At 67.7% G+C, this 24,768-nt stretch carries 27 protein-coding genes; 14 read left to right on the top strand and 13 right to left on the bottom strand.

What is annotated here, in order from left to right; translation table 11 throughout:
• Positions 1-15 precede the first annotated feature (15 nt).
• Positions 16-1,545, bottom strand: coding sequence for an MFS transporter (locus tag AC5P98_RS09045; RefSeq protein ID WP_014648380.1), 1,530 nt, complete (start codon positions 1,543-1,545; stop codon positions 16-18).
• 153 nt (positions 1,546-1,698) lie between these two features.
• Complete coding sequence (locus AC5P98_RS09040) at positions 1,699-2,616, bottom strand: LysR family transcriptional regulator (protein WP_014648381.1); 918 nt, start codon at positions 2,614-2,616, stop codon at positions 1,699-1,701.
• Positions 2,617-2,757: 141 nt separating this feature from the next.
• Here AC5P98_RS09040 and AC5P98_RS09035 point away from each other — a divergent pair, with 141 nt between their 5' ends.
• Both AC5P98_RS09035 and AC5P98_RS09030 read left to right on the top strand, forming a co-directional pair.
• Positions 2,758-3,204, top strand: coding sequence for a universal stress protein (locus AC5P98_RS09035; RefSeq protein ID WP_049408788.1), 447 nt, complete (start codon positions 2,758-2,760; stop codon positions 3,202-3,204).
• Between the two features lie 5 nt (positions 3,205-3,209).
• Complete coding sequence (locus AC5P98_RS09030) at positions 3,210-3,680, top strand: hypothetical protein (protein ID WP_049408787.1); 471 nt, start codon at positions 3,210-3,212, stop codon at positions 3,678-3,680.
• Positions 3,681-3,719: 39 nt separating this feature from the next.
• Here AC5P98_RS09030 and AC5P98_RS09025 read toward each other — a convergent pair whose 3' ends face one another.
• From AC5P98_RS09025 to frmR, 5 genes are all read right to left on the bottom strand, one after another.
• Positions 3,720-5,165 (bottom strand): GGDEF domain-containing protein, encoded by a 1,446-nt coding sequence (locus tag AC5P98_RS09025; protein ID WP_049408786.1) that lies wholly within the window; start codon positions 5,163-5,165, stop codon positions 3,720-3,722.
• A gap of 159 nt (positions 5,166-5,324) precedes the next feature.
• Positions 5,325-6,155: an S-formylglutathione hydrolase gene (gene fghA, locus AC5P98_RS09020; RefSeq protein ID WP_049408785.1), complete on the bottom strand. Its 831-nt coding sequence runs from the start codon at positions 6,153-6,155 to the stop codon at positions 5,325-5,327.
• A 63-nt stretch (positions 6,156-6,218) separates the two neighbouring features.
• Complete coding sequence (locus AC5P98_RS09015) at positions 6,219-6,575, bottom strand: YqcC family protein (protein WP_049408784.1); 357 nt, start codon at positions 6,573-6,575, stop codon at positions 6,219-6,221.
• Positions 6,576-6,583: 8 nt separating this feature from the next.
• On the bottom strand, positions 6,584-7,693 hold the full coding sequence (locus tag AC5P98_RS09010) for an S-(hydroxymethyl)glutathione dehydrogenase/class III alcohol dehydrogenase (protein ID WP_032960685.1): 1,110 nt from the start codon (positions 7,691-7,693) through the stop codon (positions 6,584-6,586).
• Positions 7,694-7,751: 58 nt separating this feature from the next.
• The gene (frmR, locus tag AC5P98_RS09005; protein WP_005411009.1) at positions 7,752-8,027 is read right to left on the bottom strand and encodes a formaldehyde-responsive transcriptional repressor FrmR; all 276 of its coding nucleotides are present in this window, start codon (positions 8,025-8,027) and stop codon (positions 7,752-7,754) included.
• A 153-nt stretch (positions 8,028-8,180) separates the two neighbouring features.
• Between frmR and AC5P98_RS09000 the strand changes: the two genes are divergently transcribed.
• Positions 8,181-8,633: an Imm70 family immunity protein gene (locus AC5P98_RS09000; protein WP_234413084.1), complete on the top strand. Its 453-nt coding sequence runs from the start codon at positions 8,181-8,183 to the stop codon at positions 8,631-8,633.
• Between the two features lie 10 nt (positions 8,634-8,643).
• On the opposite strand, the gene AC5P98_RS08995 is transcribed toward AC5P98_RS09000, so the two are convergent.
• Positions 8,644-9,549: a LysR family transcriptional regulator gene (locus AC5P98_RS08995; RefSeq protein ID WP_495229974.1), complete on the bottom strand. Its 906-nt coding sequence runs from the start codon at positions 9,547-9,549 to the stop codon at positions 8,644-8,646.
• A gap of 129 nt (positions 9,550-9,678) precedes the next feature.
• Between AC5P98_RS08995 and AC5P98_RS08990 the strand changes: the two genes are divergently transcribed.
• On the top strand, positions 9,679-10,782 hold the full coding sequence (locus AC5P98_RS08990) for an alkene reductase (RefSeq protein WP_049408792.1): 1,104 nt from the start codon (positions 9,679-9,681) through the stop codon (positions 10,780-10,782).
• Positions 10,783-10,894: 112 nt separating this feature from the next.
• Here the strand turns inward: AC5P98_RS08990 and AC5P98_RS08985 are convergent, their stop codons facing one another.
• On the bottom strand, positions 10,895-11,572 hold the full coding sequence (locus AC5P98_RS08985; protein WP_014648390.1) for an SMI1/KNR4 family protein: 678 nt from the start codon (positions 11,570-11,572) through the stop codon (positions 10,895-10,897).
• A 114-nt stretch (positions 11,573-11,686) separates the two neighbouring features.
• On the opposite strand from AC5P98_RS08985, the gene AC5P98_RS08980 reads away from it, so the two are divergent.
• On the top strand, positions 11,687-12,103 hold the full coding sequence (locus AC5P98_RS08980) for a VOC family protein (RefSeq protein ID WP_014648391.1): 417 nt from the start codon (positions 11,687-11,689) through the stop codon (positions 12,101-12,103).
• Between the two features lie 12 nt (positions 12,104-12,115).
• Here the strand turns inward: AC5P98_RS08980 and AC5P98_RS08975 are convergent, their stop codons facing one another.
• Positions 12,116-12,811 carry a DAPG hydrolase family protein gene (locus AC5P98_RS08975; protein ID WP_049408782.1) on the bottom strand — a complete coding sequence of 232 codons (696 nt, stop codon included), beginning with the start codon at positions 12,809-12,811 and terminating at the stop codon, positions 12,116-12,118.
• 75 nt (positions 12,812-12,886) lie between these two features.
• Here AC5P98_RS08975 and AC5P98_RS08970 point away from each other — a divergent pair, with 75 nt between their 5' ends.
• Complete coding sequence (locus tag AC5P98_RS08970; RefSeq protein ID WP_049408781.1) at positions 12,887-13,549, top strand: TetR/AcrR family transcriptional regulator; 663 nt, start codon at positions 12,887-12,889, stop codon at positions 13,547-13,549.
• Between the two features lie 115 nt (positions 13,550-13,664).
• Here AC5P98_RS08970 and AC5P98_RS08965 read toward each other — a convergent pair whose 3' ends face one another.
• Entirely contained in the window at positions 13,665-14,549 is an 885-nt protein-coding gene (locus AC5P98_RS08965) for a LysR family transcriptional regulator (RefSeq protein ID WP_049419508.1), read from the bottom strand.
• 104 nt (positions 14,550-14,653) lie between these two features.
• On the opposite strand from AC5P98_RS08965, the gene AC5P98_RS08960 reads away from it, so the two are divergent.
• A complete protein-coding gene (locus AC5P98_RS08960; protein WP_014648395.1) occupies positions 14,654-15,712 on the top strand; it encodes an NAD(P)-dependent alcohol dehydrogenase in 1,059 nt (352 codons plus the stop codon).
• Positions 15,713-15,834: 122 nt separating this feature from the next.
• On the opposite strand, the gene AC5P98_RS08955 is transcribed toward AC5P98_RS08960, so the two are convergent.
• On the bottom strand, positions 15,835-17,199 hold the full coding sequence (locus AC5P98_RS08955; RefSeq protein ID WP_014648396.1) for a glutamate--cysteine ligase: 1,365 nt from the start codon (positions 17,197-17,199) through the stop codon (positions 15,835-15,837).
• Positions 17,200-17,351: 152 nt separating this feature from the next.
• Between AC5P98_RS08955 and AC5P98_RS08950 the strand changes: the two genes are divergently transcribed.
• The 3 genes from AC5P98_RS08950 (at position 17,352) to AC5P98_RS08940 (ending at position 20,627) form a co-directional block, all read left to right on the top strand.
• Complete coding sequence (locus tag AC5P98_RS08950; protein WP_014648397.1) at positions 17,352-18,056, top strand: VIT1/CCC1 transporter family protein; 705 nt, start codon at positions 17,352-17,354, stop codon at positions 18,054-18,056.
• Positions 18,053-18,877: a helix-turn-helix transcriptional regulator gene (locus AC5P98_RS08945; protein ID WP_049407588.1), complete on the top strand. Its 825-nt coding sequence runs from the start codon at positions 18,053-18,055 to the stop codon at positions 18,875-18,877. The genes AC5P98_RS08950 and AC5P98_RS08945 overlap by 4 nt, the downstream gene beginning before the upstream one ends.
• 778 nt (positions 18,878-19,655) lie before the next feature.
• Positions 19,656-20,627: an MBL fold metallo-hydrolase gene (locus AC5P98_RS08940; protein WP_046432495.1), complete on the top strand. Its 972-nt coding sequence runs from the start codon at positions 19,656-19,658 to the stop codon at positions 20,625-20,627.
• A 91-nt stretch (positions 20,628-20,718) separates the two neighbouring features.
• On the opposite strand, the gene yihA is transcribed toward AC5P98_RS08940, so the two are convergent.
• Complete coding sequence (yihA, locus tag AC5P98_RS08935; protein WP_005411022.1) at positions 20,719-21,321, bottom strand: ribosome biogenesis GTP-binding protein YihA/YsxC; 603 nt, start codon at positions 21,319-21,321, stop codon at positions 20,719-20,721.
• A 156-nt stretch (positions 21,322-21,477) separates the two neighbouring features.
• Here yihA and AC5P98_RS08930 point away from each other — a divergent pair, with 156 nt between their 5' ends.
• The 4 genes from AC5P98_RS08930 to AC5P98_RS08915 all read left to right on the top strand — a co-directional run bounded on the left by AC5P98_RS08930 (position 21,478) and on the right by AC5P98_RS08915 (position 24,767).
• Positions 21,478-22,278 carry a c-type cytochrome gene (locus AC5P98_RS08930; RefSeq protein WP_014648400.1) on the top strand — a complete coding sequence of 267 codons (801 nt, stop codon included), beginning with the start codon at positions 21,478-21,480 and terminating at the stop codon, positions 22,276-22,278.
• Positions 22,279-22,384: 106 nt separating this feature from the next.
• Positions 22,385-23,035, top strand: a complete 651-nt coding sequence (locus AC5P98_RS08925) for a thiol:disulfide interchange protein DsbA/DsbL (RefSeq protein WP_032960695.1) — start codon at positions 22,385-22,387, stop codon at positions 23,033-23,035.
• 107 nt (positions 23,036-23,142) lie between these two features.
• Positions 23,143-23,976: a thiol:disulfide interchange protein DsbA/DsbL gene (locus AC5P98_RS08920; protein ID WP_049404057.1), complete on the top strand. Its 834-nt coding sequence runs from the start codon at positions 23,143-23,145 to the stop codon at positions 23,974-23,976.
• Positions 23,977-24,029: 53 nt separating this feature from the next.
• Positions 24,030-24,767 (top strand): endonuclease/exonuclease/phosphatase family protein, encoded by a 738-nt coding sequence (locus tag AC5P98_RS08915; RefSeq protein WP_021202520.1) that lies wholly within the window; start codon positions 24,030-24,032, stop codon positions 24,765-24,767.
• Position 24,768 lies beyond the last annotated feature (1 nt).

Below are 24,768 nucleotides of genomic sequence, written 5' to 3'. Positions count from 1 at the left end.
GTTCCTGCGAAAGGTTCAGGCCACGGCGCGTGGCGGATGGATGCGGGTGGGCATCCAGGCAATGAGGGGAATGAAGGCCAGCGCCACCAGTGCGACCACCCAGTACAGGTCGGCAGAAGTCAGCGCCTGTACCTGTGCATGCAGGCGCGCGCCCAGCTGCGGGCCATCGGCCAGCCACGGTTGCTCGCCAAGGCGGTCGACCAGCACGGTGGAATGGAAATGACGGCGGCCTTGGGCGATGGCATCCAGTACGCCACCGGCGAGCACCGCAGCGAAGCCCTTGACCGTGTTGAACCAGGCCGAGGCGAACGGGCCGTCCTGCGGCGCCAGGCCGCCGGTGGCCAGCATCAGCAGCGGCAGCACCGCCATCGGTTGCGCGAACACCTGCAGCAGCTGCACCCACAGGAAGTTGTCGCGGATCCAGGCCACGTCCAGGTGCGAGCCCAGCCAGCAGGCCAGCGCCAGCATCGCCAGGCCCGTGGCCTGCACCCAGCGGCAGTCCACCGCGCGAATGTTCAGCAGCGCCGCCACCAGCGGCAGCGCGATCACCTGCGGCAGCGCCACCCACAGCAGCATCGGTGCGGTCTGCAGCGGCCGGTAGCCCTGCACGCTGGCCAGGAACCCGGACGGGATCGAGATCACCGCCAGCAGCACGAACAGCACGCCGCCCAGCGTCACCAGCGAGTAGCTGAGATTGCGGTTGGCCAGCAGCTGCAGCTTGAAGAACGGCAAGGGGTGGAACCATTCATTGATCATGAACAGCACCATCAGGCCGGCACCGCCACCGATCATCAGCGTGATCATCGGCGAGTCGAACCAGTTCAGCCGCGGGCCCTGCACCAGGCCCAGCACCAGCAGCACCAGCGCCGGCAGGCCCAGCAGCAGGCCGACGCCATCGAACTGGGCGAAGCGTTCCAGCCGCAGCGGGTCCTGCGGCAGGCCCCAGCCGACCATCGCCATGGCGGCCAGGCAGTACGGCACGATCTGCCAGAACGCCCAGTGCCAGCCCACCTGCTCGACCCAGAACGCGGCCAGCGGCGTGCCCATGCTTGGGCCGAACGTCGCCGTCAGCGCGTAGCCGGCCAGGCCATACAGCTTGATGCCCGGGGGCAGGAAGCGCAGGGCCACGCTCATCAGCAGCGGCGGCAGCGCGCCACCGCACAGACCCTGCAGCGCGCGCAACAGCAGGAACACCTGCAGGTTCGGGGCAAGCGGGCACAGCACGCCCAGCACCATGAAGCCACCGATCATCGCCAATGCGAAGCGGCGCAGCGAGAAGGTGGCGGCACACCACGGTGCGAAGGCCATCGCGCTGACCGACATCGCGCTGTAGAGGGCGACGATCCAGCTGCCGTCGTCGACGCTGAAACCCATCGCGCCACGGATGTCGGCCAGCGCGACCTTGGTGATGTTCTCGTTGAAGCCGGACACCAGCACCGCCAGCAGCACGCCACACAGGCCGACCAGAATGCGGCGATCGAGCCCGGGGGCGGCGGCAGGACGGGGCGCCGCGGCGGCCGGGACAGCGGCGGCCGGCGCACTCATCGCCAGGCGCCGATCCGTGCAGTGCACGGCATGTTGAGGGTCATTGGAATGCGCTCAGTGAAACTCCGGGGAGCGCAGTCTAGGGAGCCGGTACCCTGTGAAAAATGGCGTCGCCGGCATCCCAGGCGTGCGTCCAGCGCACGCCTGCGGGTCTCAGCGGTGGGCGTCCTCGACGCGCTCGCACATGGTCTTGATCGAACGGCGAAGCCACTGGTGCGCGGCATCGTTGTCCAGCCGCGGATGCCAGGCCTGCACGATGGCCGCGGTACGCACCGGGATCGGCAGCGGGAACAGGCGCAGCGGCAGGCGCATGCTGACGATCCGCTCCAGCATCACGCTTGGCATCTGCGGCAGGATCAGGTCTGATTCGGCCGCCGCGAAGATCGCACCGTGGAAGGTCGGGCTGATCAGCGCCACGCGGCGCTGCAGGCCGAGCGTGGCCAGGTCATCATCGATCGGCCCACGCGGCAGGCCACGGCGCGACACCGCGATGTGGTCGCACGCGGCAAAGCGCTCTGCACTGATCTCCTCGTCGAACAGTGGATGGTCCTCGCGCGCGGCGCCCATGAACGAGGTACTGAACAGGTTCTGCACCTTGGTATCGGGCGCATGCTTGCCGGCGGTGCTGATGTACAGGTCGATCCGGCCCTGCGCCATCGCATCATCGTCGGTATCGCCCTCGGGCACGAAGCGCAGCACCGCGCGCGGTGCCTGCTGGCGGAAGATCTCGCGCAGGCGACCGCCAAATCCACCGATGAAGACATCATTGGCGCGCACGCTGAAGGTTCGCTCGAGCACGCGCATGTCCACTTCACGACCAGCGTTGAAGACGCGGTGGGCCTGCTCGATCACATCGCGGACCTGCTCGCGCAGCTGCAGCGCGCGGGGCGTGGGCGCCAGACCGCGGCCGGCACGCACCAGCACCGGGTCACCCAGCGCAGTGCGGATCCGGCCCAGGGTGCGGCTCATCGCCGGCGCGCTCAGGTTCATGCGGCGCGCGGCGGCGGCCACGCTGCATTCGTCAATCAGCACGTCCAGTGCCAGCAACAGGTTCAGGTCCGGCAGGGGCATGACAGTCTCCAGTAAATCAGATGACTCTACGGCACTTGCAACCACCGTGGGTTGCGTTCGACGCATTCATTGACTGCCGCGCACGGCATGGGTGCGCGCGGTGACATCGGCGACCATCCCCGTCCTGCCAAGGAGACATCCATGTTCACTACCCTGCTGGTCGCCCTGGATGGTGGCCCCCAGCACGCACGCGTGCTGGACCTGGCCGCCGCCATCGCCGGCCCCCACAGCCGCCTGCACCTGCTGTGCGTGCTCGACCCCGAATTCGCGCTGGCGGCCGATGCCAGCGAAGCCGATCGCACCGAGTATCCGGAAGCCGCCCGCCAGCGCTCCCGCGCCGAGGCAGTATTGGCCGAAGCCCTGGCCGAACTGCGCGAGCGCGGCGTCGATGCCATCGCGCAGATCCCCTCCGGCGATCCCGGCGAAGTGATCAGCGAGCAGGCCCGGCGCCTGAAGTGCGACCTGATCGTGATCGGCCATCGCCACCTGTCCCGGCTGGAACGCCTGTTCGAACCCTCGATCGGGCAATGGACCATCGACCACGCGCCCTGTCCGGTGCTGGTGGAAACCCGCGACCCACAGCCCTAGCCACCATGGCCTCCCGTTCCCCCTTGTTTCCCACCCGGGTTAACTACCGCGCCTTCGGTCGACAGTTCGGCCGGGGCGAACAGGCGCTGCTGGGCGCGATACGGCAATTGCGCGACCCCGATCTGCAGGCCGATGGCCTTGCCCAGCTGAGCGGACTCGGGCTTGGCCAGGAGGGCTGCGACGCCTTCATCGGCCTGCTGCCGCTGCTGGCCGCGCCGGCGGCACCGATCGACCTGTTGCCCGCCGGCTCCCCCTTCATTGCCGCCAGTGAACTGGACCTGCTGGTCTGCCTGCTGCGCATCGCACAATGGCGGCATGCGCGGCCCCGCGAAGACGACACGCTGGCACCGTTGCGCCGGCAGCTGGCGCGCTGTGCAATGGCCGTGCAGGCGGCAAACCTGCCGTTGCGGCAGCGCTCATTGTCCCCGGTCGGGCTGAGGCTGCTCGAACCGACCGGCTGGTTGCGGCAGCGATAAGCCGTCGCGCCCCCCGTGTGATCGCATGCAGAGAGCTGCTCAGCAGTCCATCGTTCCGTGCGTGCTGCCCTCGTCATCCAGCACGTGCGCATGCAGGATCACCTGGTTGCGGCCAGCCCGCTTGGCGGCATACAGGCCGGCATCGGCGTCTGCCAGCAACTGATCGGCACTGGCCAGAGCCGGCGGATGCAGGTAACCCACGCCGATGCTGATACTGACCGATCCTTCCGGCAACGGCAGCGCTTCCACCGCCTGGCGCAGGCGCTCGGCCAGCGCCAGAACGCCCGACAGCGCGCTTCCGGGCACGATCACCGCAAATTCCTCGCCGCCATAACGTGCGACGCTGTCACCGGCGCGACCGGCGCTCGCCTTCAGTACCGCTGCCACGGCCTGCAGGCAGCGGTCGCCGGCGGGATGGCCGTGGCGGTCGTTGAAGGCCTTGAAATGATCGATATCCAACAGCAGCAGGCCCAGCTCGGTGCCACTGCGCCGTGCGCGGTTCCACTCGGCCAGCAGCAGCGCGTCGAACTCGCGCCGGTTGGCCACGCCTGTCAGGCCATCCTGGCGCGCCAACTGGTCCAGCGAGGCCTGCCGTTCCATCAGGTCCACCTGCAGCAGGATGCTGCGCAGGCCGAACCCCAGCGTCGCCACCACGAAACCGCTCACGGCCAGGGGCCGGGCATGGTCGACCACCAGGGTGCCCACCACCAGCAGCAGCAGCGGCAGGATCATCGGGCCCGCCGCCTGCACCGTGCGCGCCATCCGCGGATGCGGCGTCAGGACCCGCGCCGGTGCCTGGCTGAGTGCGAGCAGCGCCAGCAGCAGGAACGGCAGATCGATCAGCAGATCGGCATAGGCACCGAACGCATCACCGGAGGTGTAGTGGTTGATGTAATACGCCACCAACAGGTAGGTCGCCGCATACATTGCCAGCGCGCGGAAAAAGGTACGCCGCTCGGGAACGTCGCCGGCCAGCCAGCGCACCACCGCGAACACGGCGATGCACAGGTTCTGGATATCGAACATGCGTTGCATGTTGGACAACGCGTGGTCGTCGATGTCAACGCGGGCGGCGAACGACTGCGCGTGCACGAAGAACAGCACGCCCAGCAGCGCCGCCATGGCCGCATCGATCAGGCTGATGCTGACCCGTTCCCGGCGCGCCCTGGCCAGGATGAACACCAGGGGCACACCGTAGAGCACGTAAAGGAACAGGCTTGCGCGCGGGGTGAAATCGGCACGCCCGGCGCCCAGGGCGTCGATCATGTTGAACGCCATGCCGCCGGCCCACAGCAGCAGCGCCAATGCCGTGGCGCGCCACCCCAGTGCCGCGCGGTCGCGGCGGGCCCGCCACAGGCAGGCGGCCGCCGCCAGCAACGGGGCACCGGTCAGGAAAACGAAGGAGCCTACCCCGGCCGGACCAGGCCACAAGGCCAGCACCAGGCCATGGCACAGCACATACAGCAGCGCCAGCACTACCGGCATGCATCCCCCGATCCGCAAGGCCGTCTACGCGCACGATAGCGCGGGGCGGCGCCACGAGGGTGTGATCCATCGCTGAAAAAGGGGACGGAGGGGATTAAGTCGTTTGCGGCACAGCGGCAAATGCGACTTAATCCCCTCCGTCCCCTTTTTCCCGGGGGCTCAGCCGTGCAGGGCGCGGGCGTGGTGGGCGATGTGCTCGCCGATGAAGCTGCCAATGAAGTAGTAGCTGTGGTCGTAGCCGGGCTGCAGGCGCAGGGTCAGCGGATGGCCGGCAGCGGCGCAGGCCTCCTGCAGGCGCTGCGGCTGCAGCTGGGTCTGCAGGAACTCGTCCGCCTCGCCCTGGTCGATCAGCAACGGCAGGCGCTCGCTGGCCGCGGCAATCAATGCGCAGGCGTCCCATTGCGCCCAGTCGGCCGGGTTGTCGCCAAGGTAGGCGTGGAAGGCCTTCTGCCCCCACGGAACATGGCTGGGCGCGACGATCGGCGAGAACGCCGACACGCTGCGGTAGCGCCCCGGATTGCGCAGCGCGATCACCAGCGCACCGTGGCCGCCCATCGAGTGCCCGCTGATGGCGCGTGCGCCGGTCGCCGGGAACTCCGCTTCGATCAGCGCCGGCAACTCCTGCACTACATAGTCATGCATGCGGAAGTGCTTCGCCCACGGTGCACGGGTGGCGTTGAGGTAGAACCCTGCGCCCTTGCCCAGGTCGTAGCCTTCGGCATCGGCCACGTCATCACCGCGCGGGCTGGTATCAGGCGCGACAATGATCACGCCGTGTTCGGCCGCATAGCGCTGCGCGCCCGCCTTGGTGATGAAATTCTGCTCGGTGCAGGTCAGTCCGCTCAGCCAGTACAGCACCGGCAGCGTCTGCGTTTCCGCCTGCGGCGGCAGGTACACGGCGAACTGCATGTCGCAGCCCAGCGTGGTCGAATGATGGCGGTAGACATCCTGCCAACCGCCAAAACAGGCGCGGTGTTCAATGCGTTCCATGGTGCTCTCCTGCGCGGCGCGTCAGCGCACGCGTGCTTCTGGTAGATGCCGACCTTGGTCGGCTTATCCACGCCCGGCGTGGACGCCTTGGTTGATCAGTTCATCCAGCTGTGCCAGCAGGCGCAGCAACGATTCGACGCCAGGCTGGCCGTCCAGGTTGCGATACGCCGCGACCGCCACGTCGCTGCGCGGTGGCCACAGGCCGTCGGCGCGGGCTTCGTGCAGGCGCGGCAGGAATACCTGTGCCAGCCAGTGCTCGAACGGCATTTCATCAATGCCGAAGGGCGAGTCCACCACGCGCGGTGGACCCACGCCGCCCTCGACCCAGCCCAGCGCGCGCAGCGCCTGCTCGATCGGGTCGACCAGGGCCGCGCGCGGATCCTTCGCACGCGGCCTGCGCAGGGCGTCGAACCAGCCCACGCCGCGGCTCAGTAGTGGACCACCGAACGGATCGACTTGCCTTCATGCATCAGGTCGAAGGCGTCGTTGATCTTGTCCAGGTCCATGGTGTGGGTGACGAACGGGGCCAGTTCGATATCGCCCTTCATCGCATCCTCGACCATGCCCGGCAGCTGGCTGCGGCCCTTCACGCCACCGAAGGCGGTGCCCATCCACTTGCGGCCGGTCACCAGCTGGAACGGACGGGTGGAGATCTCCTGGCCCGAACCGGCCACGCCGATCACCACGCTCTGGCCCCAGCCACGGTGCGCGCATTCCAGCGCCGCGCGCATCACGTTGACGTTGCCGATGCACTCGAAGCTGTGGTCCACGCCCCAGGTCGTCATCTCGACGATGACCTGCTGGATCGGCTTATCGAAATCCTTCGGGTTGATGCAGTCGGTGGCGCCGAATTCGCGCGCCAGTTCGAACTTGGACGGATTGGTGTCCACCGCGATGATGCGGCCGGCCTTGGCCTGGCGCGCGCCCTGGATCACCGCCAGGCCGATGCCGCCGAGGCCGAACACCGCCACGCTGTCGCCTTCCTGCACCTTGGCGGTGTTGTGCACCGCGCCGATGCCGGTGGTGACGCCGCAGCCGAGCAGGCAGACGTGTTCCGGGTTTGCTTCCGGATTGATCTTCGCCAGCGACACTTCGGCCACCACGGTGTACTCGCTGAAGGTCGAGCAACCCATGTAGTGGTACAGCGGCTCACCGTTGTAGCTGAAGCGGCTGGTGCCATCGGGCATCACGCCCTTGCCCTGGGTCGCGCGCACGGCCACGCACAGGTTGGTCTTGCCGCTCTTGCAGAACAGGCACTCGCCGCACTCGGCGGTGTACAGCGGAATCACGTGGTCGCCCGGCTTGACGCTGGTCACGCCCTCGCCCACTTCAACCACGATGCCGGCGCCTTCATGGCCCAGCACCACCGGGAACAGGCCTTCCGGATCATCGCCGGACAGCGTGAACGCATCGGTGTGGCAGACACCGGTGTGGGTGATCTTCACCAGCACTTCGCCCTTCTTCGGCGGGGCGACGTCGATCTCGACGATCTGCAGCGGCTGGCCGGGACCAAAGGCGACGGCGGCACGGGACTTCATGGTGGACTCTCCAGAGACAGGCAATGACAGGATGGGCGGCGCCATGTTGCGCCGTCGTTTATTTCAGGTACGAGCGGATCAACGCGCTCATGTCGCGCACGCGTTCAGCGCGTTGTTCATCGGAGGCGGCGGGTTGCCCGAACTCCTCGCGCAGATGGGCCTCCATCACCTCGGACATCAGGCCGTTGACCGCGCCACGGATGGCGGCGATCTGCTGCAGCACCGGCCCGCAGTCGGCGCCAGCTTCCAGCGCGCGGTCCAGCGCATCGCACTGGCCACGGATGCGGCGCACGCGGGCCAGGACCTTCTTCTTCTCTTCGGGGGAGTGCGGCATGGCGGCGCCACCTCGGAACTATACTGGGGGATAGTATACACGGATGTTTTTAAGGTGACGGGAATGGCATCTCCGGGCTCCGCAACGGCGCCCTTGAATTCATCAAGATCAATCACTTACAGAAACCCAGCTTCTACCATCAACACATGAGGCATGCTCTGGGAACTGCAGAATCAGGAACAGGTAATGGGCGTTGGTATCCAGCTCGGGCGCATCACCGATGAGATCGGCAGCGGCGACTTTCTGTACGCGTTCTTCTCGACGATCACCGGCAATCTGGAACCGGATGGATGGGGAAGCCGATTCCCTATCCTCATGAGGCAACTGTACGCCGGCGGACTGCAGCAATCAGATGCTGCCGACGCGCTGGCCGAACTGCATAGGGTCCGCCGCGAGCTGGCCGAGCTTCCGCCAGCCCGTGTCATATGGTCGTTCGAGGATCGAACCCAGCGTCCACCGTGGGGAAACGATATCGCTGGCGACATCGACAGCCTGGCGACCTACTTCGTCACCTCACATGGGCGCGATCTGATCGCGCTTCTGGCTGAGGTGTTTGAAGCACTTCAGGAAGGCGAAGACACGTCCGCCCGGATCGTCGACTACTGACGCCCTACGCTCAGTCAAACAGGCCCTGAGCCGCCAGCCGCGCCAGCTCATCCACCACATAGCGCACCTTCGGCCGCAGGTGCCGGGTCGGTGGCCACAGCGCATGGATGTCGATATGCCGTTGCATGTGCGCATCCAGCACCGAGTGCAGCGCGCCGGATTCCAGATGTCGGCGTACCAGTGAAATGGGCATCTGGCAGATGCCCAGTCCTGCGATGGCCGCATCGATCACCGCGTCACCATCGTTGAGCTGGTAGGCCGCGTTCGGGATGAATGTTCCCTCGGCATCATCACTGCCAATCCGCCACGCCACCGGTTGCCCATGGCGGAAGCCAACGATGCTGCGATGCTGCGCCAGTTCCTCCACGGTCGCAGGCACGCCATGCGCCTGCAGGTACTCCGGCGATGCGCAGGTGACCAGGCGCTGGCGACCCAGCCGGCGCACGACCAGGTGCTCGGCCTGGTGCAACCCGCCGAAGCGGATCAGCAGGTCGATGCCCTCTTCGACGGGATCGACGAAATGATCGGTGAAGGTCATCGTCAGTTGCAGGTCCGGGTACTGCCGGCACAGGCGCAGCAGCACGGGCAGCACCACCAGCCGCCCGAACGAGGACGGCATGTCGATGCGCAGCCGTCCGCTGGGCAGGCCGGCCGACCCCAGGCAGGCTTCGGCGGCGGAGATTTCTTCCAGCGCCGCCGCGCACGATGCGTAGTACGCCTCGCCGTCGGTGGTCAGCGCGATGCGCCGCGTGGTGCGGTGGAACAGGCGCACGCCCAGCCGCGCTTCCAGCCGGGCGATGGCCTTGCCCACTGCCGAGCGCGAGATGCCCAGCGCGTCGGCAGCCTCGGTGAAGCTGCCTGAGCGGGCCGTGGTAACGAAGGTCACCAGGCCATTCAACGATTCCAGCGGCAGCATCTATCACGCTCCATTGGGGACAAATAGTCCCGCGCCCAGGGAGATCGAAGCGCTTTATGCGTCCGCATGTCAACTCCATCCTGTGTGCATCGCGCCGCTGGCGCCTTCCCCCACACCGAGATGACCGACATGATCGCCGCCCTGTTCCGCCCCTTCGATCTGGCAGGCACCGCCCTGCGCAACCGCATCGCGATGGCCCCGATGACCCGCGCCCGCAACCCCGGTGCGGTCGCCAACGAACTCACCGCGCAGTACTACCGGCAGCGCGCCAGCGCCGGCCTGATCATCAGTGAAGGCACCCCGGTCTCGCCGCAGGGCCAGGGCTACATCGACGTCCCGGGTATCTGGTCGGCCGAGCAGGTGGCCGGGTGGAAGCTCGTCACCGAGGCGGTGCATGCCGCACAGGGCACGATCTTCGCCCAGCTCTGGCACGTCGGCCGCATGTCGCATTCCTCGCTGCAGCCCGACGGTGGGCAACCGGTCAGCGCCGGTACCCGCCCGGTGGCCAGCGCACCGAAGAACACCTCGTTCGTGTACCTGGACGATGGCAGCCGCGGCCACGCCGATCCCACCCCGGCACGTGCACTGGAGACCGCAGAGATCCCCGGCATCGTCGACGACTTCGTGCGCGGCGCAGAGAACGCCATTGCCGCCGGATTCGACGGCATCGAACTGCATGCCGCCAACGGCTACCTGTTCGAACAGTTCCTCAACCCGGTCATCAACCAGCGCGAAGATCACTACGGCGGCTCGCTGCCCAACCGCGCGCGCTTGATCCTGGACACCGTCGATGCGATGGCCCAGCGCATCGGTGCGCAGCGCATCGGCGTGCGCCTGGCACCGAACAATCTCACCTTCGACATGCCGTTCTACCCCGACAACGAGGCCACCTATCTGTACCTGGCCGAGGAACTGGGCAAGCGCGGCCTGGCCTATGTGCATCTCAACGACAACCAGCAGGCGGGCCAGTCGGTGCTGGGCGAGGCCTTCCTGCAGCAGTTCAAGCAGGCCTACGGTGGCACCGTGATCCTGGCCGGCGGCATGACCCGCGAACGCGCCCTGCAGCTGGTCGAGGCCGGCACCATCGACCTGGCCGCGTTCGGCCAGCCGTTCATCGCCAACCCGGATCTGGTCGAACGCCTGCAGCGCAACATCGCGCTGGCCACGCCCGACCGCAGCACCTATTACGGGGGCGGCGAGGCGGGCTATCTCGATTACCCGGCCGCAGGCTGATCCCGCACGGGGCCCGCACGGGGTCGGATCCCCTTCCAACGGAAAGGGCTCTGACCCCTGTTCGGCGAACAAGGAGTCAGAGCCACGCTGCGCCCGGATCCGACCCCAGCCCTCAGGCGTCCTCGCGCACGTAGGCGAACGACTCGTCCAACCGCTCGAAGCCGATCACTTCAGCGACGATGGCCTGTGCCTCGTCTTCGCTGAAGTTGCCTTCTTCAATATCGTCAACGCGGGCGAACAGCCGCTGCAATGCCGCGTACTGGTCGCCGCGCAGGAAGGAATGGTGAGTCTGCAGCCAGCGCTGCAGATTCCCGGCCAGCTCGCCGTGCGACAGCAGTGTGTACGGCCGCTGGTAGTCGGCAACCGCTTCGACCATCTTGCGGAACACGAAATCCTGGTAGCTGGCGGCCAGCACGTCGGCACGGTCGTCGTCATGCCACACCATCACCACCGGCGGTTCGCTGAAACCGGGCGCGTTGCTCCAGAAACAGTAACTGTCACCCGCGCCGGTCCGCGCAAAGGGCAGCAACTGCAGGTCAGTGCGCAGGGGATTGTAATGATCCTCCGCGGTCAGCTCCTGCCACGCCTCGAGCAGTTCATCGTCCTCCAACGGCTCATAGTCCTGGGCGTACAGCAGCACCGGCGGTTCTGCCTGCAGCGCCGGGAATACCACCTCGGACCATTCCGGATGGGGAGCACCCCAGCTCAACCGACCCGCTGCATGCAACTGCTTGAACAGGGGCGGGAAGGTCTGGCCGGTGGCCTGTTCGATGCCGGATAGCGCGCTCATGGATGTCCTTGTCGATGGAGACCGCCCAGCTTGTCCGAATCCGCGCAGGAGATGAACCGGCGGCACCACGCGGCAGGACTAGACTGCGACCACCGGATGCCGCCCATCGCTACCATGAACGCCACTGCCCACAGCTTCATCGTCAACATGGACGTGCCCGACCTGGCCGCCGCCGAAGACTTCTACATCCGGGCCTTCGGCCTGCGCATCGGCCGCCGTCTCGGCCCGGGCGCCGTGGAGCTGCTCGGTGGGCCAACGCCGCTCTACCTGCTGCACAACGACGCCGGCAGCGCCGCCACGGAAGACGGCGACGTGCGCGACTACGAGCGTCATTGGACGCCGCTGCACCTGGACTGGGTGGTGGATGACATTGAAGCCGCGCTGGCACGTGCAGTTGCGGCCGGGGCGACACTCGAGCAGTCCGTGCGCGAGCGTCGCTGGGGACGCATCGCCGTACTGGCTGATCCGTTCGGGCATGGCTTCTGCCTGATCCAGTTCAGTGGCGAAGGCTACGATGCGCTGGTTGAATGACCGGCGCGCCGTTCACCACGGCAACGGCACTGCTTCGCCGTTGGCGCGCTCGCCGTAGTACAGCGAAGGCAGCAGCCGCGACAGGAAACTGAACTCCGTATAGCAGTGCCTGAGCAGGCCCAGGCCGACCGCGTCGCCGGCATCGCGACGCGGATCGGCGCTATCCAGGCCGAGCACGAAGCGGCTGCGCAGCACGCAGCCAAACGGCGTATCGCGCGCCACATGCAGCATCTGCCCATCGCAGGGATCGCCCTGTACATCCAGACGCACGTGATCACTGAAGCCGATGCGCGCGGCGATCACCGCCGATACATGGCGTGCATCCTGTGCCGCCTGCAGGCGTTCGGGCACCAGCAAGGTGCGCGGGTCATGGAACTTCAGGCGCGCCGCCACCGGCGGAATGTCAGCGAGCGATTCCACCGCATGGATGCTGGCGCCGTGGTAGCTGCGCCCGCGCTGCCAGGCCGCGTCCCAGCCGCGATGCTCGACATGATCGACCGGATGCCACCAGCGGATGTGCTGGGTGGTCTCGAAGAAGGTGAACCACCAGTCCAGCATGCGGCCCTTGCAGCCGTGCAGATCGGTGCGCACCGCCACCAGCAGCGTGCCGTCTTCGCTGCGCTGGATGCCGGTTTCCAGATGCATCGGCGCCGGGTCCAGCAGATCGTGGTGGTCCAGCCAGGGGCGAGCGTTCACAGCGGTATCCATTGGGGTCTTCTACAGGTTGGGAGACCCGACAATACGGAAACGTATACCGTTTCGCAATTAACCGGATGCGGTAAGATGGGCGCAATGAACAGCACCACCCTGCCCGCGACCACATCACCGACCCGCCGCCGTGGCCGCCCTGCGCGACCGGAAGCCGAAGTCCGCCACGCGGTGCTGCAGGCGACGCTGGAGCTGCTGCTGGCACAGGGTTACGAGGCCACCACCATCGAAGCGGTGGCGGCGCATGCCGGGGTAGCGAAGAAAACCGTGTACCGCCATGCCAGCAACCGCGAGGAACTGGTCGGGTTGGCGGTGCGCGAGTGGACCGACGGCTTCGCGCCACAGCTGCAGCGTGATGCGCGCAATGCCCAAGAGGTCGTGCCGTTGCTGCAGGACATCCTGCACGCGGTGTGCACGCAGGCGCTATCGGCGCAGGCGGTGCAGGTGTTTCGCCTGCTGGCCACCGATTTCCCCGGCAAGGACGCGCTGCTGCAGGCCTACCTCGACAACGGCATCGAACGCGGCCGTGCGCTGCTGGCCGACTGGCTGGCACGTCAGCAGCAGCGTGGACTGCTGCGCGAGGGAGATTCCGCATGCATGGCGCGGCTGATCCTGGCGATGGCCGTGGCCGAGCCGCTGCGTGAACGTGTGATCGGCGTGGTGGCCGAGGATGCGCCGGTGGAGATGCATCTGCGTGAGTGCGTGGCGTTGTTGGCGCCGGTGTTGCAAGGGCCGTAGCGTGGTGCCATCCACGCATGGCGTGGATCTACCGGCCGATGTCGATTCGTTGGTCGGCAATGGCCTGCCCCGGTGGGTGCCGACCGTTGGTCGGCACCACGTCATCCATCGCGACTCACTCGCGCAACATATCCACGAACGCACGCAGCGCGCCCGGCATCTGCCGCTGCTTCGGGTAGTACAGCGCGAAGCCGGCAAACGGCTCGCTCCAGTCTTCCAGCACCGCCACCATCTGCCCCGATTCGATGTACGACCTTGCCGTGTCTTCCAGCACGTACGCCAGGCCGATGCCATCCAGAACGGCGCGCACGATCGTGCCCTGCTCGCACAGGGTCAACCGCCCGGGCACGTCGATCTCCAGCGCCTGCCCATCGCGCTCGAACTGCCACTTGTACAGGTGCCCACTGGCGAAGCGGAAGCGGATGCATTCGTGCGCGGCCAGGTCGCGCGGATGCTGCGGTGCCGGCCGACGCCGCAGGTAGTCCGGCGAGCCGACGATCAGCCCGCGCAGTGGCGGCCCCATCGGCACCGCCACCATGTCCTCCGGCACGAACTCATGCAGGCGCACGCCGGCGTCGTAGCCCTCGGCGACGATGTCGACCAGGCCGTCATTTTCGGTCAGCTCCACCCGCACGTCGGGATGGGCGTGCAGGAAGCGCGCCAGCCTCGGCCCCAACTGGGTCGGTACCGCCGCGCGGGTGGCGTTGATGCGCAGCAGGCCGGCCGGGGCTGCGCGGAAGTGGTTCATTTCTTCCAGTGCGTCGTGCACCTGCCCCAACGCCGGCTGCAGGCGCTCCAGCAGGCGCTGCCCGGCCTCGGTCAGGGCCACGCTGCGGGTGGTGCGATGGAACAGGCCCACGCCCAGCCGTTCTTCCAGCGCGCGGATCGCATAGCTCACCGCCGAGGTCGACAATGCCAGTTCGGCACCGGCGCGGCGGAAGCTGCGGTGGCGGGCGACTGCGGCAAACGCGGCCAGATGGGTCAGGTTGTCAGTGGCCATTGTGCAGTTTCACTTGATGAATCATGCCGATATCCGCGCTTCTTGCTGCTGGTTGCGGGGCGTATTGTAAAACGCCTTTCGATAAACCCTGCCAAGGATTCCCCATGTCCCTCGCCCGTGGTTACGCCGCCCATTCCCATACCGACCCGCTGGTCCCGTACGAGTTCGAACGCCGCGCGGTCGGCCCGGACGACGTGCGCATCGAGATCCTCTACAGCGGCATCTGCCATTCCGACCTGCACCAGGCCCGCGATGACTGGGGTGGCTCGATCTACCCGATGGTGCCGGGCCACGAGATCATCGGCCGGGTGACCGAAGTCGGCAGCAACGTCACCCGCTTCAAGGTTGGCGACCACGCCGGCGTCGGCTGCATGGTCGACTCGTGCCGCCACTGCGACGCCTGTGAGCACGATCTGGAGCAATATTGCGCCGAAGGCGCGACCTGGACCTACAACGGCCGTGAACGCGAAACCGGCGCGCCGACCTACGGCGGCTATTCCGACCACGTGGTGGTCGAGCAGCGCTTCGTGGTGAAGGTGTCCGACACCCTCGACCTGAAGGCGGCCGCCCCGCTGTTGTGCGCCGGCATCACCACCTGGTCGCCGCTACGCCACTGGAAGGTCGGCCCGGGGCAGAAGGTGGGCGTGATCGGTCTCGGTGGCCTTGGCCACATGGGCGTGAAGTTCGCCAAGGCACTGGGCGCGCACGTCGTGATGATCACCACCACGCCGGAAAAGGGTGCCGATGCCAAGCGCCTGGGCGCCGATGAGGTACTGGTCTCGCGCGATGCCGCGCAGATGAAGGCGCACGCCGGCAGCTTCGACTTCCTGCTCAACACCATCCCGGTCGGCCATGACACCAACCCGTACATGGGCCTGCTCAAGCGCGAGGCCACCATGTGCCTGGTCGGCGTGCTGACCGAACTGGACCCGCCGCTGACCGGCGGCAGCGTGATCTTCGGCCGCAAGCACCTGACCGGCTCGGCAATCGGCGGCATGGCCGAAACCCAGGAAATGATGGACTTCTGTGCCGAGCACGGCATCGTCAGCGACGTCGAGATCATCGACATCAAGAACGTCAACGAAGCCTGGGAACGCATGGCGAAGAACGATGTGCGCTACCGCTTCGTGATCGACATGGCGACGATGCAGAACGCCGCCTGATCCAGGGCAGATGCGAAAAAGAAAAACCCCGGCAATGCCGGGGTTTTTCTTCTGGTAGTGCCGGCCGCTGGCCGGCAACCCCATACATCTGCCGGCCAGCGCCCGACACTACCGCAATCCACTCAGTACGCGAACTCGCGGAACACCGGATCGACGTCGCCGTGCCAGCGGCCATGGAACAGCGCCAGCTTGCGCTCGGCCGGGGTCAGGCCGGATTCGACGATCTCCTGCAGCACGTCCAGGAACTTGCTCTCGTCCTGGCCGTCGGCATTGCGCGCCGCACGGCGCCTGAGGCCTTCGACGGAAATCTTCACCGCTTCGCGGGCCAGGTCGCGCACCGTGCCATTGCGGAACGGCAGGTTCATCGCATGCTTCGGCACGCCGTCGCGCAGTGCATGGCGCTCGGCCAGGGTGAAATCGCGTACCAGGTCCCAGGCGGCATCCAGTGCGGTGTCGTCATACAACAGGCCCACCCAGAATGCCGGCAGCGCACACAGGCGGCTCCACGGGCCACCATCGGCACCGCGCATTTCCAGGTACTTCTTCAGGCGCACTTCCGGGAACGCGGTGGTCATGTGGTCCGACCAGTCGCGCAGCGTCGGCAGCGCACCCGGCAGCACCGGCAGCCTGGCCTGCATGAAATCGCGGAAGCTCTGCCCGCTGGCGTCGTGGTAGATGCCATCGCGGTAGGAGAAATACATCGGCACGTCGAGCAGGTAGTCGACATAGCGCTCGTAACCAAAACCATCCTCGAACACGAAGTCGAGCATGCCGGTGCGGTCGGCGTCGGTGTCGGTCCAGATGTGCGAGCGGTAGCTCAGGTAGCCGTTCGGCTTGCCTTCGGTGAACGGCGAATCGGCGAACAGCGCGGTGGCGATCGGCTGCAGCGCCAGCGACACGCGGAACTTCTTCACCATGTCCGCTTCGGTGGCGTAGTCCAGGTTCACCTGCACCGTGCAGGTGCGGGTCATCATGTCCAGGCCCAGCGAACCGACCTTGGGCATGTACGAGCGCATGATCTTGTAGCGCCCCTTCGGCATCCAGGGCATTTCATCGCGCTTCCACTTCGGCTGGAAGCCCATGCCGAGGAAACCCAGCTGCAGTTCGCCGGCCACCTGTGCCACTTCGTTGAGGTGGGTGCCGGTCTCCACGCAGGTCTGGTGGATGGTCTCCAGCGCCGCGCCGGACAGTTCCAGCTGTCCAGCCGGTTCCAGCGTCACCGAGGCACCGTCGCGCAGCAGCGCGATCGTGTTGCCGTTTTCCTGCACCGGCTCCCAGCCGAAGCGGACCAACCCGTTGAGCAACGCTTCGATGCCGCGCTCGCCCTCGAAGGTCGGCGGGCGCAGGTCATCCAGGCGGAACCCGAACTTCTCGTGCTCGGTGCCGATGCGCCACTGCGCGCGGGGCTTCTCGCCGGAGGCGATCACCTCCACCAGCTGCGAGCGGTCGGTAATGGGGGTATCGGCGACGTGGCTGGGGCTCGACAAGGGGAAGGCTCGCTGGACGGTGGCGGGGGATGTGGGGCTCGCGGCCTTCCATCGCAAGGGCGCACTATAGCGTGGCACCCCGTTGCGTCATGCGACGGTGACGGGTTTCAGCATCCTACCGACGCCCTCTTGACCCTCGTACACTCGGCGTCATGAACCGTCATTCGCGACACCCCGAACTGCACCGCTCCGAGCGCGTCGGCTGGTTGCGTGCCGCCGTGCTGGGGGCCAACGATGGCATCGTCTCGGTGGCCGGCCTGGTGGTCGGCGTGGCGGCCAGCGGCGCCTCCGCCACCACTATCCTTGCCACCGGCGTGGCCGGCACCGTGGCCGGCGCGATGTCGATGGCCGCCGGCGAGTATGTATCGGTGCAGACCCAGGCCGACACCGAAGCGGCCGACCTGGCAATGGAAAAGCGCGAGCTGCGCGAAGACCCGCACAGCGAACTGGAGGAGCTGGCCGCGATCTACCGCCACCGCGGCCTGGAGCCTGCATTGGCCCGGCAGGTGGCCGAACAGCTTACCGCCCACGATGCACTGGGTGCCCACGCCCGCGATGAGCTGGGCATCACTGACACCCTGCGCGCGCGCCCGCTGCAGGCGGCGCTGGCCTCGGCCGGTGCGTTCACCTGCGGTGCGGCGCTGCCGGTGCTGACCGCCCTGCTCGCGCCGACCGACAAGGTTGCGTTGATGACCACGGCCAGCACCCTGCTCGGCCTGTGCCTGACCGGCGCGGTGGCGGCCCAGGCCGGGGGCGCACCGCCTGTACGCGGCGCGGTCCGGGTGATGTTCTGGGGCGCGCTGGCGATGGCTGCGGCGGCCGGCGTCGGTCGCCTGTTCGGTGCCCAGGTGTCATGACCGGCATGCTGCCAGCGGCCACTGCGTTGCTGGCCGAGATGGCCAGCCTGGCCGGCTGCGGGCGCGCCGAGGGCTATGCCTGCATCACCGCACGCCGCGAGCATGGCGCCAGCTCGGTGGAGGTTCCGCAACCGCAGTTCGCGATCCTGCTGGAAGGCCGCAAGCAGGTACGTACCGCACACCAGTCGCTGACGTTCGTTCCCGGCGACATCCTGCTGCTGACCCAGCGGTGCCGCATCGACGTGGTCAACACCCCCGATCCCTGCAGCGGCCGCTACCTCAGTGCCATGGTGCCGCTCTGCACCGAAGTGCTGGCGGCGGCGCGTACGCTCTGGAATGAAGAGCTTCCCGCCCCCGGCCAGGCGATGGCGCGACTGCCGTTGATCGACCATGGCGCGGTGCTGCGCCAGTGGCGGCAATCGCTGCAGGACGGCCGTTACAGCGACGCGCGGCTGGCCCTGGCCTCGCTGGTGCTGACCCTGTGCCGACAGGGCCACGGCAACCTGCTGCTGCCGCAGGCGCCGAGCCTGGGCGAACAGATCCGCGACCGCATCGCCGCCGAACCGGCTCGCGACTGGCAATCGCGTGATGTGGAAGAACAGTTCGCGCTGAGCGGCGCGACCCTGCGCCGTCGCCTGGCGGCCGAGGACACCAGCCTGCGCCAGCTGCTCACCGAGGCCCGGCTGGCGCATGGCATGCAGCTGCTCTACACCACCGACCTGCCGTTGAAGACCGTGGCCGCGCGCGCGGGCTACCGGTCTGCGGCCAGTTTCAGCAAGCGCTTCGCCGAGCAGTACGGGCTGGCTCCGACAGACATTTGAGGGGGTTCGGCAGGGCTGCGCCCTGCACCTGCCGAAGCAAGAGCAAGAGCAACAGCAATAGCGTGCATCCCGTGGGATGGCGGGGCACTGTGGGTTTGCGGGGACGCCGTAAACCCGTCCATGGGGGCTTGGTCGCCGCATCCATGCGGCTCACACCCCGCCAACCCACAGTGCCCCGCCTTCGACAGATTCCGGCGGCTGTTGGTAGGTGTCGACCTTGGTCGACACATCTGTCAGATATCGAAATCGATCTGGGGTCAGATCCGTTTTCCTGCGGAAAACGGATCTGACCCCGCGAGCTGACAGATCGCGGAAAACTGTCGAAGGCGGGGTGGGTCCGGTTGCGGGAGTGTCCGCGGCATGGGCCCGAGGTATACCTCGGGCGGGTTGGGCAGGATGCCCCGCCCCGGTCTTGCCGTGTGCGCAGGACAGCGCACACGAGCAAGCCGCGGCCAAGCCCCCATGGGTGAGGGCGCTTTGCTTGCGAAGCACTGCTTCGCAAGCGCCCGAACGCCCAGCCGCCAGCGACTGGGCCGGACCGCGGAGCGGGGTTTACGGCGTCTCCCGCAACCGGACCCACCCCGCCATCCCACGGATAGCCCGCTGTCGCTGTTGCTGTTGCTTCGGCCGTTGCCCTGGCTCGTAGCAGGTGCAGGGCGCAGCCCTGCAGACAACACCCCCTCCCTGAGCATTCCGCGCAGTGGTTTGAGCGCCGCGCACACGCCGGCCACGGCACGCTGGGCACAACGGAACCGCCCGTCATCCACCGAGAACCGCCATGATCCTGCGTCCCCTGCCGCTGCGCGGCGCCCTGCTGCTGGCCCTGTCGTCCCTGCCGCTGGCTGCACTGGCCGAAGCCACCTCGCCCGCTCCCACCCAGCAGGTGCCCGGCGTCTACCACCAGCGCGTTGGTGCGCTGCAGGTCACCGCCCTGTTCGACGGCGTGGTCGCGCTGGGCCGGCAGGAAGTGGTCGACGTGCCGCCGACACTGGTCAGCCGCCTGTTGGAAGGCCGCTACGTACCGGAAGACAAGAAGGGCCTGCAGACCGCGATCAACGCCTTCCTGGTGCGCCAGGGCAACCACCTGACCCTGGTCGATACCGGAACCGCGCAGTGCTTCGGCCCCGGCCTGGGCCAGGTGCTGGGCAACCTGCGCGCCTCCGGCGTGGACCCGGCCGAGGTGGACGAGGTGCTGCTGACCCACGCCCACCCGGACCATCTGTGCGGCGTGCTCGACGCGCAGGGCAAGCCGGCCTACCCGAATGCCACGGTGTGGTTGTCCAAGGCCGATGCCGATTACTGGCTCAGCCCGGCCAGCGAGGCCACGGCGCCGAAGGGCGTGCGCTTCGCCTTCCCGCTGGCACGCAACGCGGTCGCGCCCTACCAGGCCAGCGGCCACCTGCGCACGTTCAGCCCCGGCGATGCCCTGCCCGGTGGCGCGGTGGCGATGGACACCCACGGCCATACCCCCGGCCATGTCTCCTACCGGTTCGACAGCCAGGGCCAGTCACTGCTGGTGTGGGGTGATGTGCTGCACTTCCATGCGGTGCAGTTCGCGCACCCGGAAGCGGCATTCGAGGCCGATTCGGACCGCAAGGCGGCCATCGCCAGCCGTCGCGGGCTGCTGCAGCAGGCCACCGCCAACGGTTGGTGGGTGGCCGGTGCGCACCTGCCGTTCCCGGGCCTGGGCCATGTGCGTGGCGAGGGCCAGGCCTATGCGTGGGTGCCGGCGGAGTATTCGCCGTTGTGAGGGTGTGCCGACCAAGGTCGGCACCCACCCGATCGGGTAGCGGCCGGCTGCCCGGTAGCGCCCGGCTGCCAGCCGGGCGACCGTAAATGCCTTATTCCAGCCCCAGCCAGCCGCCGATCACGCCGCGGGCTTCGTCCACGCCGGTACGGTCCTCGCCGGAGAACACCTGCACGCTGACGCTGTCACCGTAAGCCGATTGCAGCTCCTTGCGCACCTTCTGCAGGGACTGCATCTGCTGGCTGCGGCTGAGCTTGTCGGCCTTGGTCAGCAACGCGTGCGCCGGCAGGCCACGCTGCACGGCATAGGACAGCATCTGCCGGTCGTAGTCCTTCAGGGGGTGGCGGATGTCCATCACCACCACCAGGCCCTTGAGGGCCTCGCGGGTGCGGAAATACTTGTCAATGAAGGCCTGCCAGTGCGCCTGCAGGTCCAGCGGCACCTTGGCGTAGCCGTAACCGGGCAGGTCGACCAGATGCGCTTCCGGGGTGACCTGGAAGAACACCAGCTGCTGGGTGCGGCCGGGGGTCTTGGAGACACGGGCCAGGGCGTTCTGGCGGGTCAGCGCGTTGAGCGCACTGGACTTGCCGGCGTTGGAGCGGCCGGCGAAGGCCACTTCAGCCCCTTCGTCGGGCGGCAGCTGCCGCACGTTGTGGGCCGAAAGGTGGTAACGGGCGCGTTCGATGAGCAATGACATGTGCCTAGGATCGCATGTTGCGGCGCCGCGCGCCCGTGCCGGCGGCCGCTGCGGCCATTTTGCTGCACTGCTGCGTTGACCGTGCGCGGAAACGGCGTTGATAATCCGGGCGATGCCGGCGGCCACCGTCCGGCCCGGTCCATACGGAGCTTCAGCATGCGCCACGCTCGCGTTCTTGCCGTATCCGCCCTTGCCACTGCTGTAGTCGTTGCCGCTGCTGCGTTCGCGCAGACCACGTTGACCCCGCTGCCCGACAACGGGCCGATCAATACCGCCTCGCTGGAGGTGGACTTCAGCAAGACCCACTGGGGCGATGCCAAGGCCGGCCAGACCAAGGCGACGGCCTGTGCGGCCTGCCATGGCGCCGACGGCAATTCCACGGTGGAGATGTATCCGTCCATCGCTGGCCAGAGCGAACGCTACGTGGCCCAGCAGATGGCCCTGATCGCCAATGGCCAGCGCAGTTCCGGCGCCGCGGTGGCGATGGTGCCGTTCGTGCAGAACCTCACCCCGCAGGACATGCGTGATATCGGCGCCTACTTCGCCACGCAGAAGGCCAACGCGGGCATCGCCGATGACACGGCGGTCACCGACGGCCCCTACAAGGGCATGAAGTTCTACGAGATCGGCCAGCAGCTCTACCGCGGTGGCGATGCCAAGCGCGGCCTGCCGGCCTGCATGGCCTGCCACGGCCCCAGCGGTGCCGGCAATCCCGGCCCGGCCTATCCGCACCTCGGTGGGCAGCACGCCAGCTATGTCGCGCGCCGCCTGCAGGAGTACCAGGCCGGCCAGACCAACGAGACCGACAAGGCGCACTTCCAGATCATGGCCACGGTCGCGCAGAAGCTCAGCGAGCAGGAGGTGCAGGCGCTGTCGAGCTACCTGCAGGGCCTGCACAACAAGGCCGACGATGTGGCCGCTGCGGCCACGCCGACGCAACCGGCTGCCGCCCCCTGACCACCATTGGTCGGCCCGGGCCGCGACGCCGGCCCACGGCTGCGGTATGTTTCCTTCACGCCGGCGACCGCGCCGGCGTTGCTTTTTTCAACGGAGATGCGTGTCGATGAGGTTGATTTCCCGCCTGCTGTTGTCCGTGCTGGTGCTGCTGCCGCTGGCAGCCTGCGCCGCCACCCCCGCCAATGCCCCGCTGGTCGAGGGCAAAGACTACGAGCGCATCGCCCAGCCAGGCCCGTTCCAGCCGCTGGCCGGCAAGATCGAAGTGGTCGAGGTCTTCGGCTATACCTGCCCGCACTGCGCCCATTTCGAACCGCAGCTGGAAGCCTGGGCGGCCAAGCTGCCGGCCGACGTGCGTTTCACCCCGGTGCCGGCGGCCTTCGGTGGCGCCTGGGATGCCTGGGCACTGGCCTACTACGCCGCCGACGAAGTCGGCGTGGCCAAGCGCAGCCACGCTGCCGTGTTCAAGGCCCTGCACGAGCAGGGATCGCTGCCGATGCAGAACGTCTCGGCCGATGAGCTCGCCACGTTCTACAAGGCCTACGGCGTGACCCCGGACCGCTACCTCCAGGCGCTGCGCGGCGATGCCGTGCAGAAGAAGGTCGAGGCCGCGCGCGCGTTCGCCCAGCGCACCAAGATCCCGGGCACTCCGGCCATCATCATCAACGGCCAGTACCTGGTGCGGGGCAACAGCTTCGACGACCAGCTACGCATCGCCTCGGCGCTGATCGCGCAGGCCCGCGCCGCCCGCGGCCGCTGAACCAACGCCCACCCTCGACACGGCGCTGTCGCCGCCGCATGTCATCATTTCCCCCTGGCTGGCGCCTGGCGCCGGCCCCCACCTTTCCAGATGCTGGAGACGTTTCCATGAAGATCCGTTACGCCCTCGCCCTCGCAGCGCTGCTGCCGATCCTGGCTGCCTGCAAGGCTGATGACGGCAGCACCAACACCACCGCGGCCCCGGCCGCACCGGCAGCCGCCCCGGCCACCACCGAACCGGCCGCTGCGCCGGCCACGGGCAGCGAAGGCACCGCTCCGGCTGCCGCCGAAGGCGAAAAGGCCCCGGCCGAAGCCGCCCCCGCCGCGGCGCCGGCCCCGACCACCGCCGCGCTGACCGGCCCGGCCCCGGTGGAAGGCGCCGATTACCAGGTGATCCCGAACGGCCAGCCGTTCCAGCCGGCTGCCGGCAAGATCGAAGTGACCGAGATCTTCGGCTACGTCTGCCCGGCCTGCGCCGCATTCCAGCCGCTGGTCGGCCCGTGGAAGGCCGGCCTGCCCAGCGACGTGAACTTCGTCTACGTGCCGGCCATGTTCGGCGGCACCTGGGATGACTACGCCCGTGCCTTCTACGCCGCGCAGACCCTGGGCGTGCAGGAAAAGACCCACGAAGCGCTGTACGCCGCCATCCACTCGCAGAAGACCCTGAAGGGCGAGCGCGGCCGTGACTCGGTGGAAGACATCGCCAAGTTCTACGCCGCCTATGGCGTGGATCCGAAGCAGTTCGCCGCCACCATGGGCAGCTTCGCGGTGAACGCCAAGACCAACTCGGCCAAGCAGTTCGCCCAGCGCAGCCAGATCAGCGGCACCCCGTCGATCATCGTCAACGGCAAGTATCTGGTGAAGGGCAAGAGCTTCCCGGACATGCTGCGCATCGCCGACCACCTGATCGCCCGCGAACGCGGTGCGGCCCAGGCTCACTGATCCAAGAGAAGCATTTCCCGGCCGTGAATTCCCCCCGTACACGGACCCTGCGCTTGCTGACGGCCAACATCCAGGCCGGCTCAAGTACCCGCCGCTACAGCGACTATGTGACCCGCAGCTGGTCACATGCGCTGCCGGCGGGGCGCAAGCGCAGCAGCCTGGACGCGATCGCCACCCTGGCGCGCGACCATGACATCGTCGGCCTGCAGGAGGCCGACCCGGGCAGCCTGCGCTCGGGCTTCACCAACCAGACCCACTACCTGGCCCAGCGCGCCGGCTTCAACTACTGGAGCCACCAGCCGAACCGGCGCATGGGCGGCGTGGCGTCCAGTGCCAATGGCCTGCTGAGCAAGCTGGAACCGGTGGAAGTGCAGGACCATGCCCTGCCCGGCCGCATCGGCGGGCGCGGCGTGCTGCTGGCCAAGTTCGGCGACGGTACAGATGGCCTGGCGGTGGCGGTGGCGCATCTGTCATTGGGCGCGGGCTCGCGGATGTCGCAGCTGGGCTTCATCGCCGAGCTGCTGTCCGACCACCCCAACGCGGTGCTGATGGGCGACTTCAACTGCCTGGCCGAACGCCCGGAAATGCAGGTGCTGTACCAGAAGACCCGGCTGCAGCCCCCGGGCTGCATCGTGCCGACCTTCCCCAGCTGGCGCCCCGACCGCGCCATCGACCACATCCTGGTCAGCAGTGGCCTGCAGACTCGTACCGTGGAAGCCGTACCAGCCGCGTTCTCCGATCACCTCGCCCTGGCGATGCAGATCGACGTCCCGGCCGACGCCCTGCGCTGAC

This window comes from Stenotrophomonas sp. YJH_SMC_135 (assembly GCF_059372355.1).
Note: the sequence above shows the minus strand (reverse complement) of the source record. Positions and strands in the feature narration are given on the sequence as shown.

Excerpts from the sequence above, each read along its gene's own strand:
- AC5P98_RS09045 (WP_014648380.1), bottom strand. The coding sequence starts at position 1,545 with ATGAGTGCGCCGGCCGCCGCTGTCCCGGCCGCCGCGGCGCCCCGTCCT.
- AC5P98_RS09040 (WP_014648381.1), bottom strand. The coding sequence starts at position 2,616 with ATGCCCCTGCCGGACCTGAACCTGTTGCTGGCACTGGACGTGCTGATT.
- AC5P98_RS09035 (WP_049408788.1), top strand. The coding sequence starts at position 2,758 with ATGTTCACTACCCTGCTGGTCGCCCTGGATGGTGGCCCCCAGCACGCA.
- AC5P98_RS09030 (WP_049408787.1), top strand. The coding sequence starts at position 3,210 with ATGGCCTCCCGTTCCCCCTTGTTTCCCACCCGGGTTAACTACCGCGCC.
- AC5P98_RS09025 (WP_049408786.1), bottom strand. The coding sequence starts at position 5,165 with ATGCCGGTAGTGCTGGCGCTGCTGTATGTGCTGTGCCATGGCCTGGTG.
- fghA (WP_049408785.1), bottom strand. The coding sequence starts at position 6,155 with ATGGAACGCATTGAACACCGCGCCTGTTTTGGCGGTTGGCAGGATGTC.
- AC5P98_RS09010 (WP_032960685.1), bottom strand. The coding sequence starts at position 7,693 with ATGAAGTCCCGTGCCGCCGTCGCCTTTGGTCCCGGCCAGCCGCTGCAG.
- frmR (WP_005411009.1), bottom strand. The coding sequence starts at position 8,027 with ATGCCGCACTCCCCCGAAGAGAAGAAGAAGGTCCTGGCCCGCGTGCGC.
- AC5P98_RS09000 (WP_234413084.1), top strand. The coding sequence starts at position 8,181 with ATGCTCTGGGAACTGCAGAATCAGGAACAGGTAATGGGCGTTGGTATC.
- AC5P98_RS08995 (WP_495229974.1), bottom strand. The coding sequence starts at position 9,549 with ATGCTGCCGCTGGAATCGTTGAATGGCCTGGTGACCTTCGTTACCACG.
- AC5P98_RS08990 (WP_049408792.1), top strand. The coding sequence starts at position 9,679 with ATGATCGCCGCCCTGTTCCGCCCCTTCGATCTGGCAGGCACCGCCCTG.
- AC5P98_RS08985 (WP_014648390.1), bottom strand. The coding sequence starts at position 11,572 with ATGAGCGCGCTATCCGGCATCGAACAGGCCACCGGCCAGACCTTCCCG.
- AC5P98_RS08980 (WP_014648391.1), top strand. The coding sequence starts at position 11,687 with ATGAACGCCACTGCCCACAGCTTCATCGTCAACATGGACGTGCCCGAC.
- AC5P98_RS08975 (WP_049408782.1), bottom strand. The coding sequence starts at position 12,811 with ATGGATACCGCTGTGAACGCTCGCCCCTGGCTGGACCACCACGATCTG.
- AC5P98_RS08970 (WP_049408781.1), top strand. The coding sequence starts at position 12,887 with ATGGGCGCAATGAACAGCACCACCCTGCCCGCGACCACATCACCGACC.
- AC5P98_RS08965 (WP_049419508.1), bottom strand. The coding sequence starts at position 14,549 with ATGGCCACTGACAACCTGACCCATCTGGCCGCGTTTGCCGCAGTCGCC.
- AC5P98_RS08960 (WP_014648395.1), top strand. The coding sequence starts at position 14,654 with ATGTCCCTCGCCCGTGGTTACGCCGCCCATTCCCATACCGACCCGCTG.
- AC5P98_RS08950 (WP_014648397.1), top strand. The coding sequence starts at position 17,352 with ATGAACCGTCATTCGCGACACCCCGAACTGCACCGCTCCGAGCGCGTC.
- AC5P98_RS08945 (WP_049407588.1), top strand. The coding sequence starts at position 18,053 with ATGACCGGCATGCTGCCAGCGGCCACTGCGTTGCTGGCCGAGATGGCC.
- AC5P98_RS08940 (WP_046432495.1), top strand. The coding sequence starts at position 19,656 with ATGATCCTGCGTCCCCTGCCGCTGCGCGGCGCCCTGCTGCTGGCCCTG.
- yihA (WP_005411022.1), bottom strand. The coding sequence starts at position 21,321 with ATGTCATTGCTCATCGAACGCGCCCGTTACCACCTTTCGGCCCACAAC.
- AC5P98_RS08930 (WP_014648400.1), top strand. The coding sequence starts at position 21,478 with ATGCGCCACGCTCGCGTTCTTGCCGTATCCGCCCTTGCCACTGCTGTA.
- AC5P98_RS08925 (WP_032960695.1), top strand. The coding sequence starts at position 22,385 with ATGAGGTTGATTTCCCGCCTGCTGTTGTCCGTGCTGGTGCTGCTGCCG.
- AC5P98_RS08920 (WP_049404057.1), top strand. The coding sequence starts at position 23,143 with ATGAAGATCCGTTACGCCCTCGCCCTCGCAGCGCTGCTGCCGATCCTG.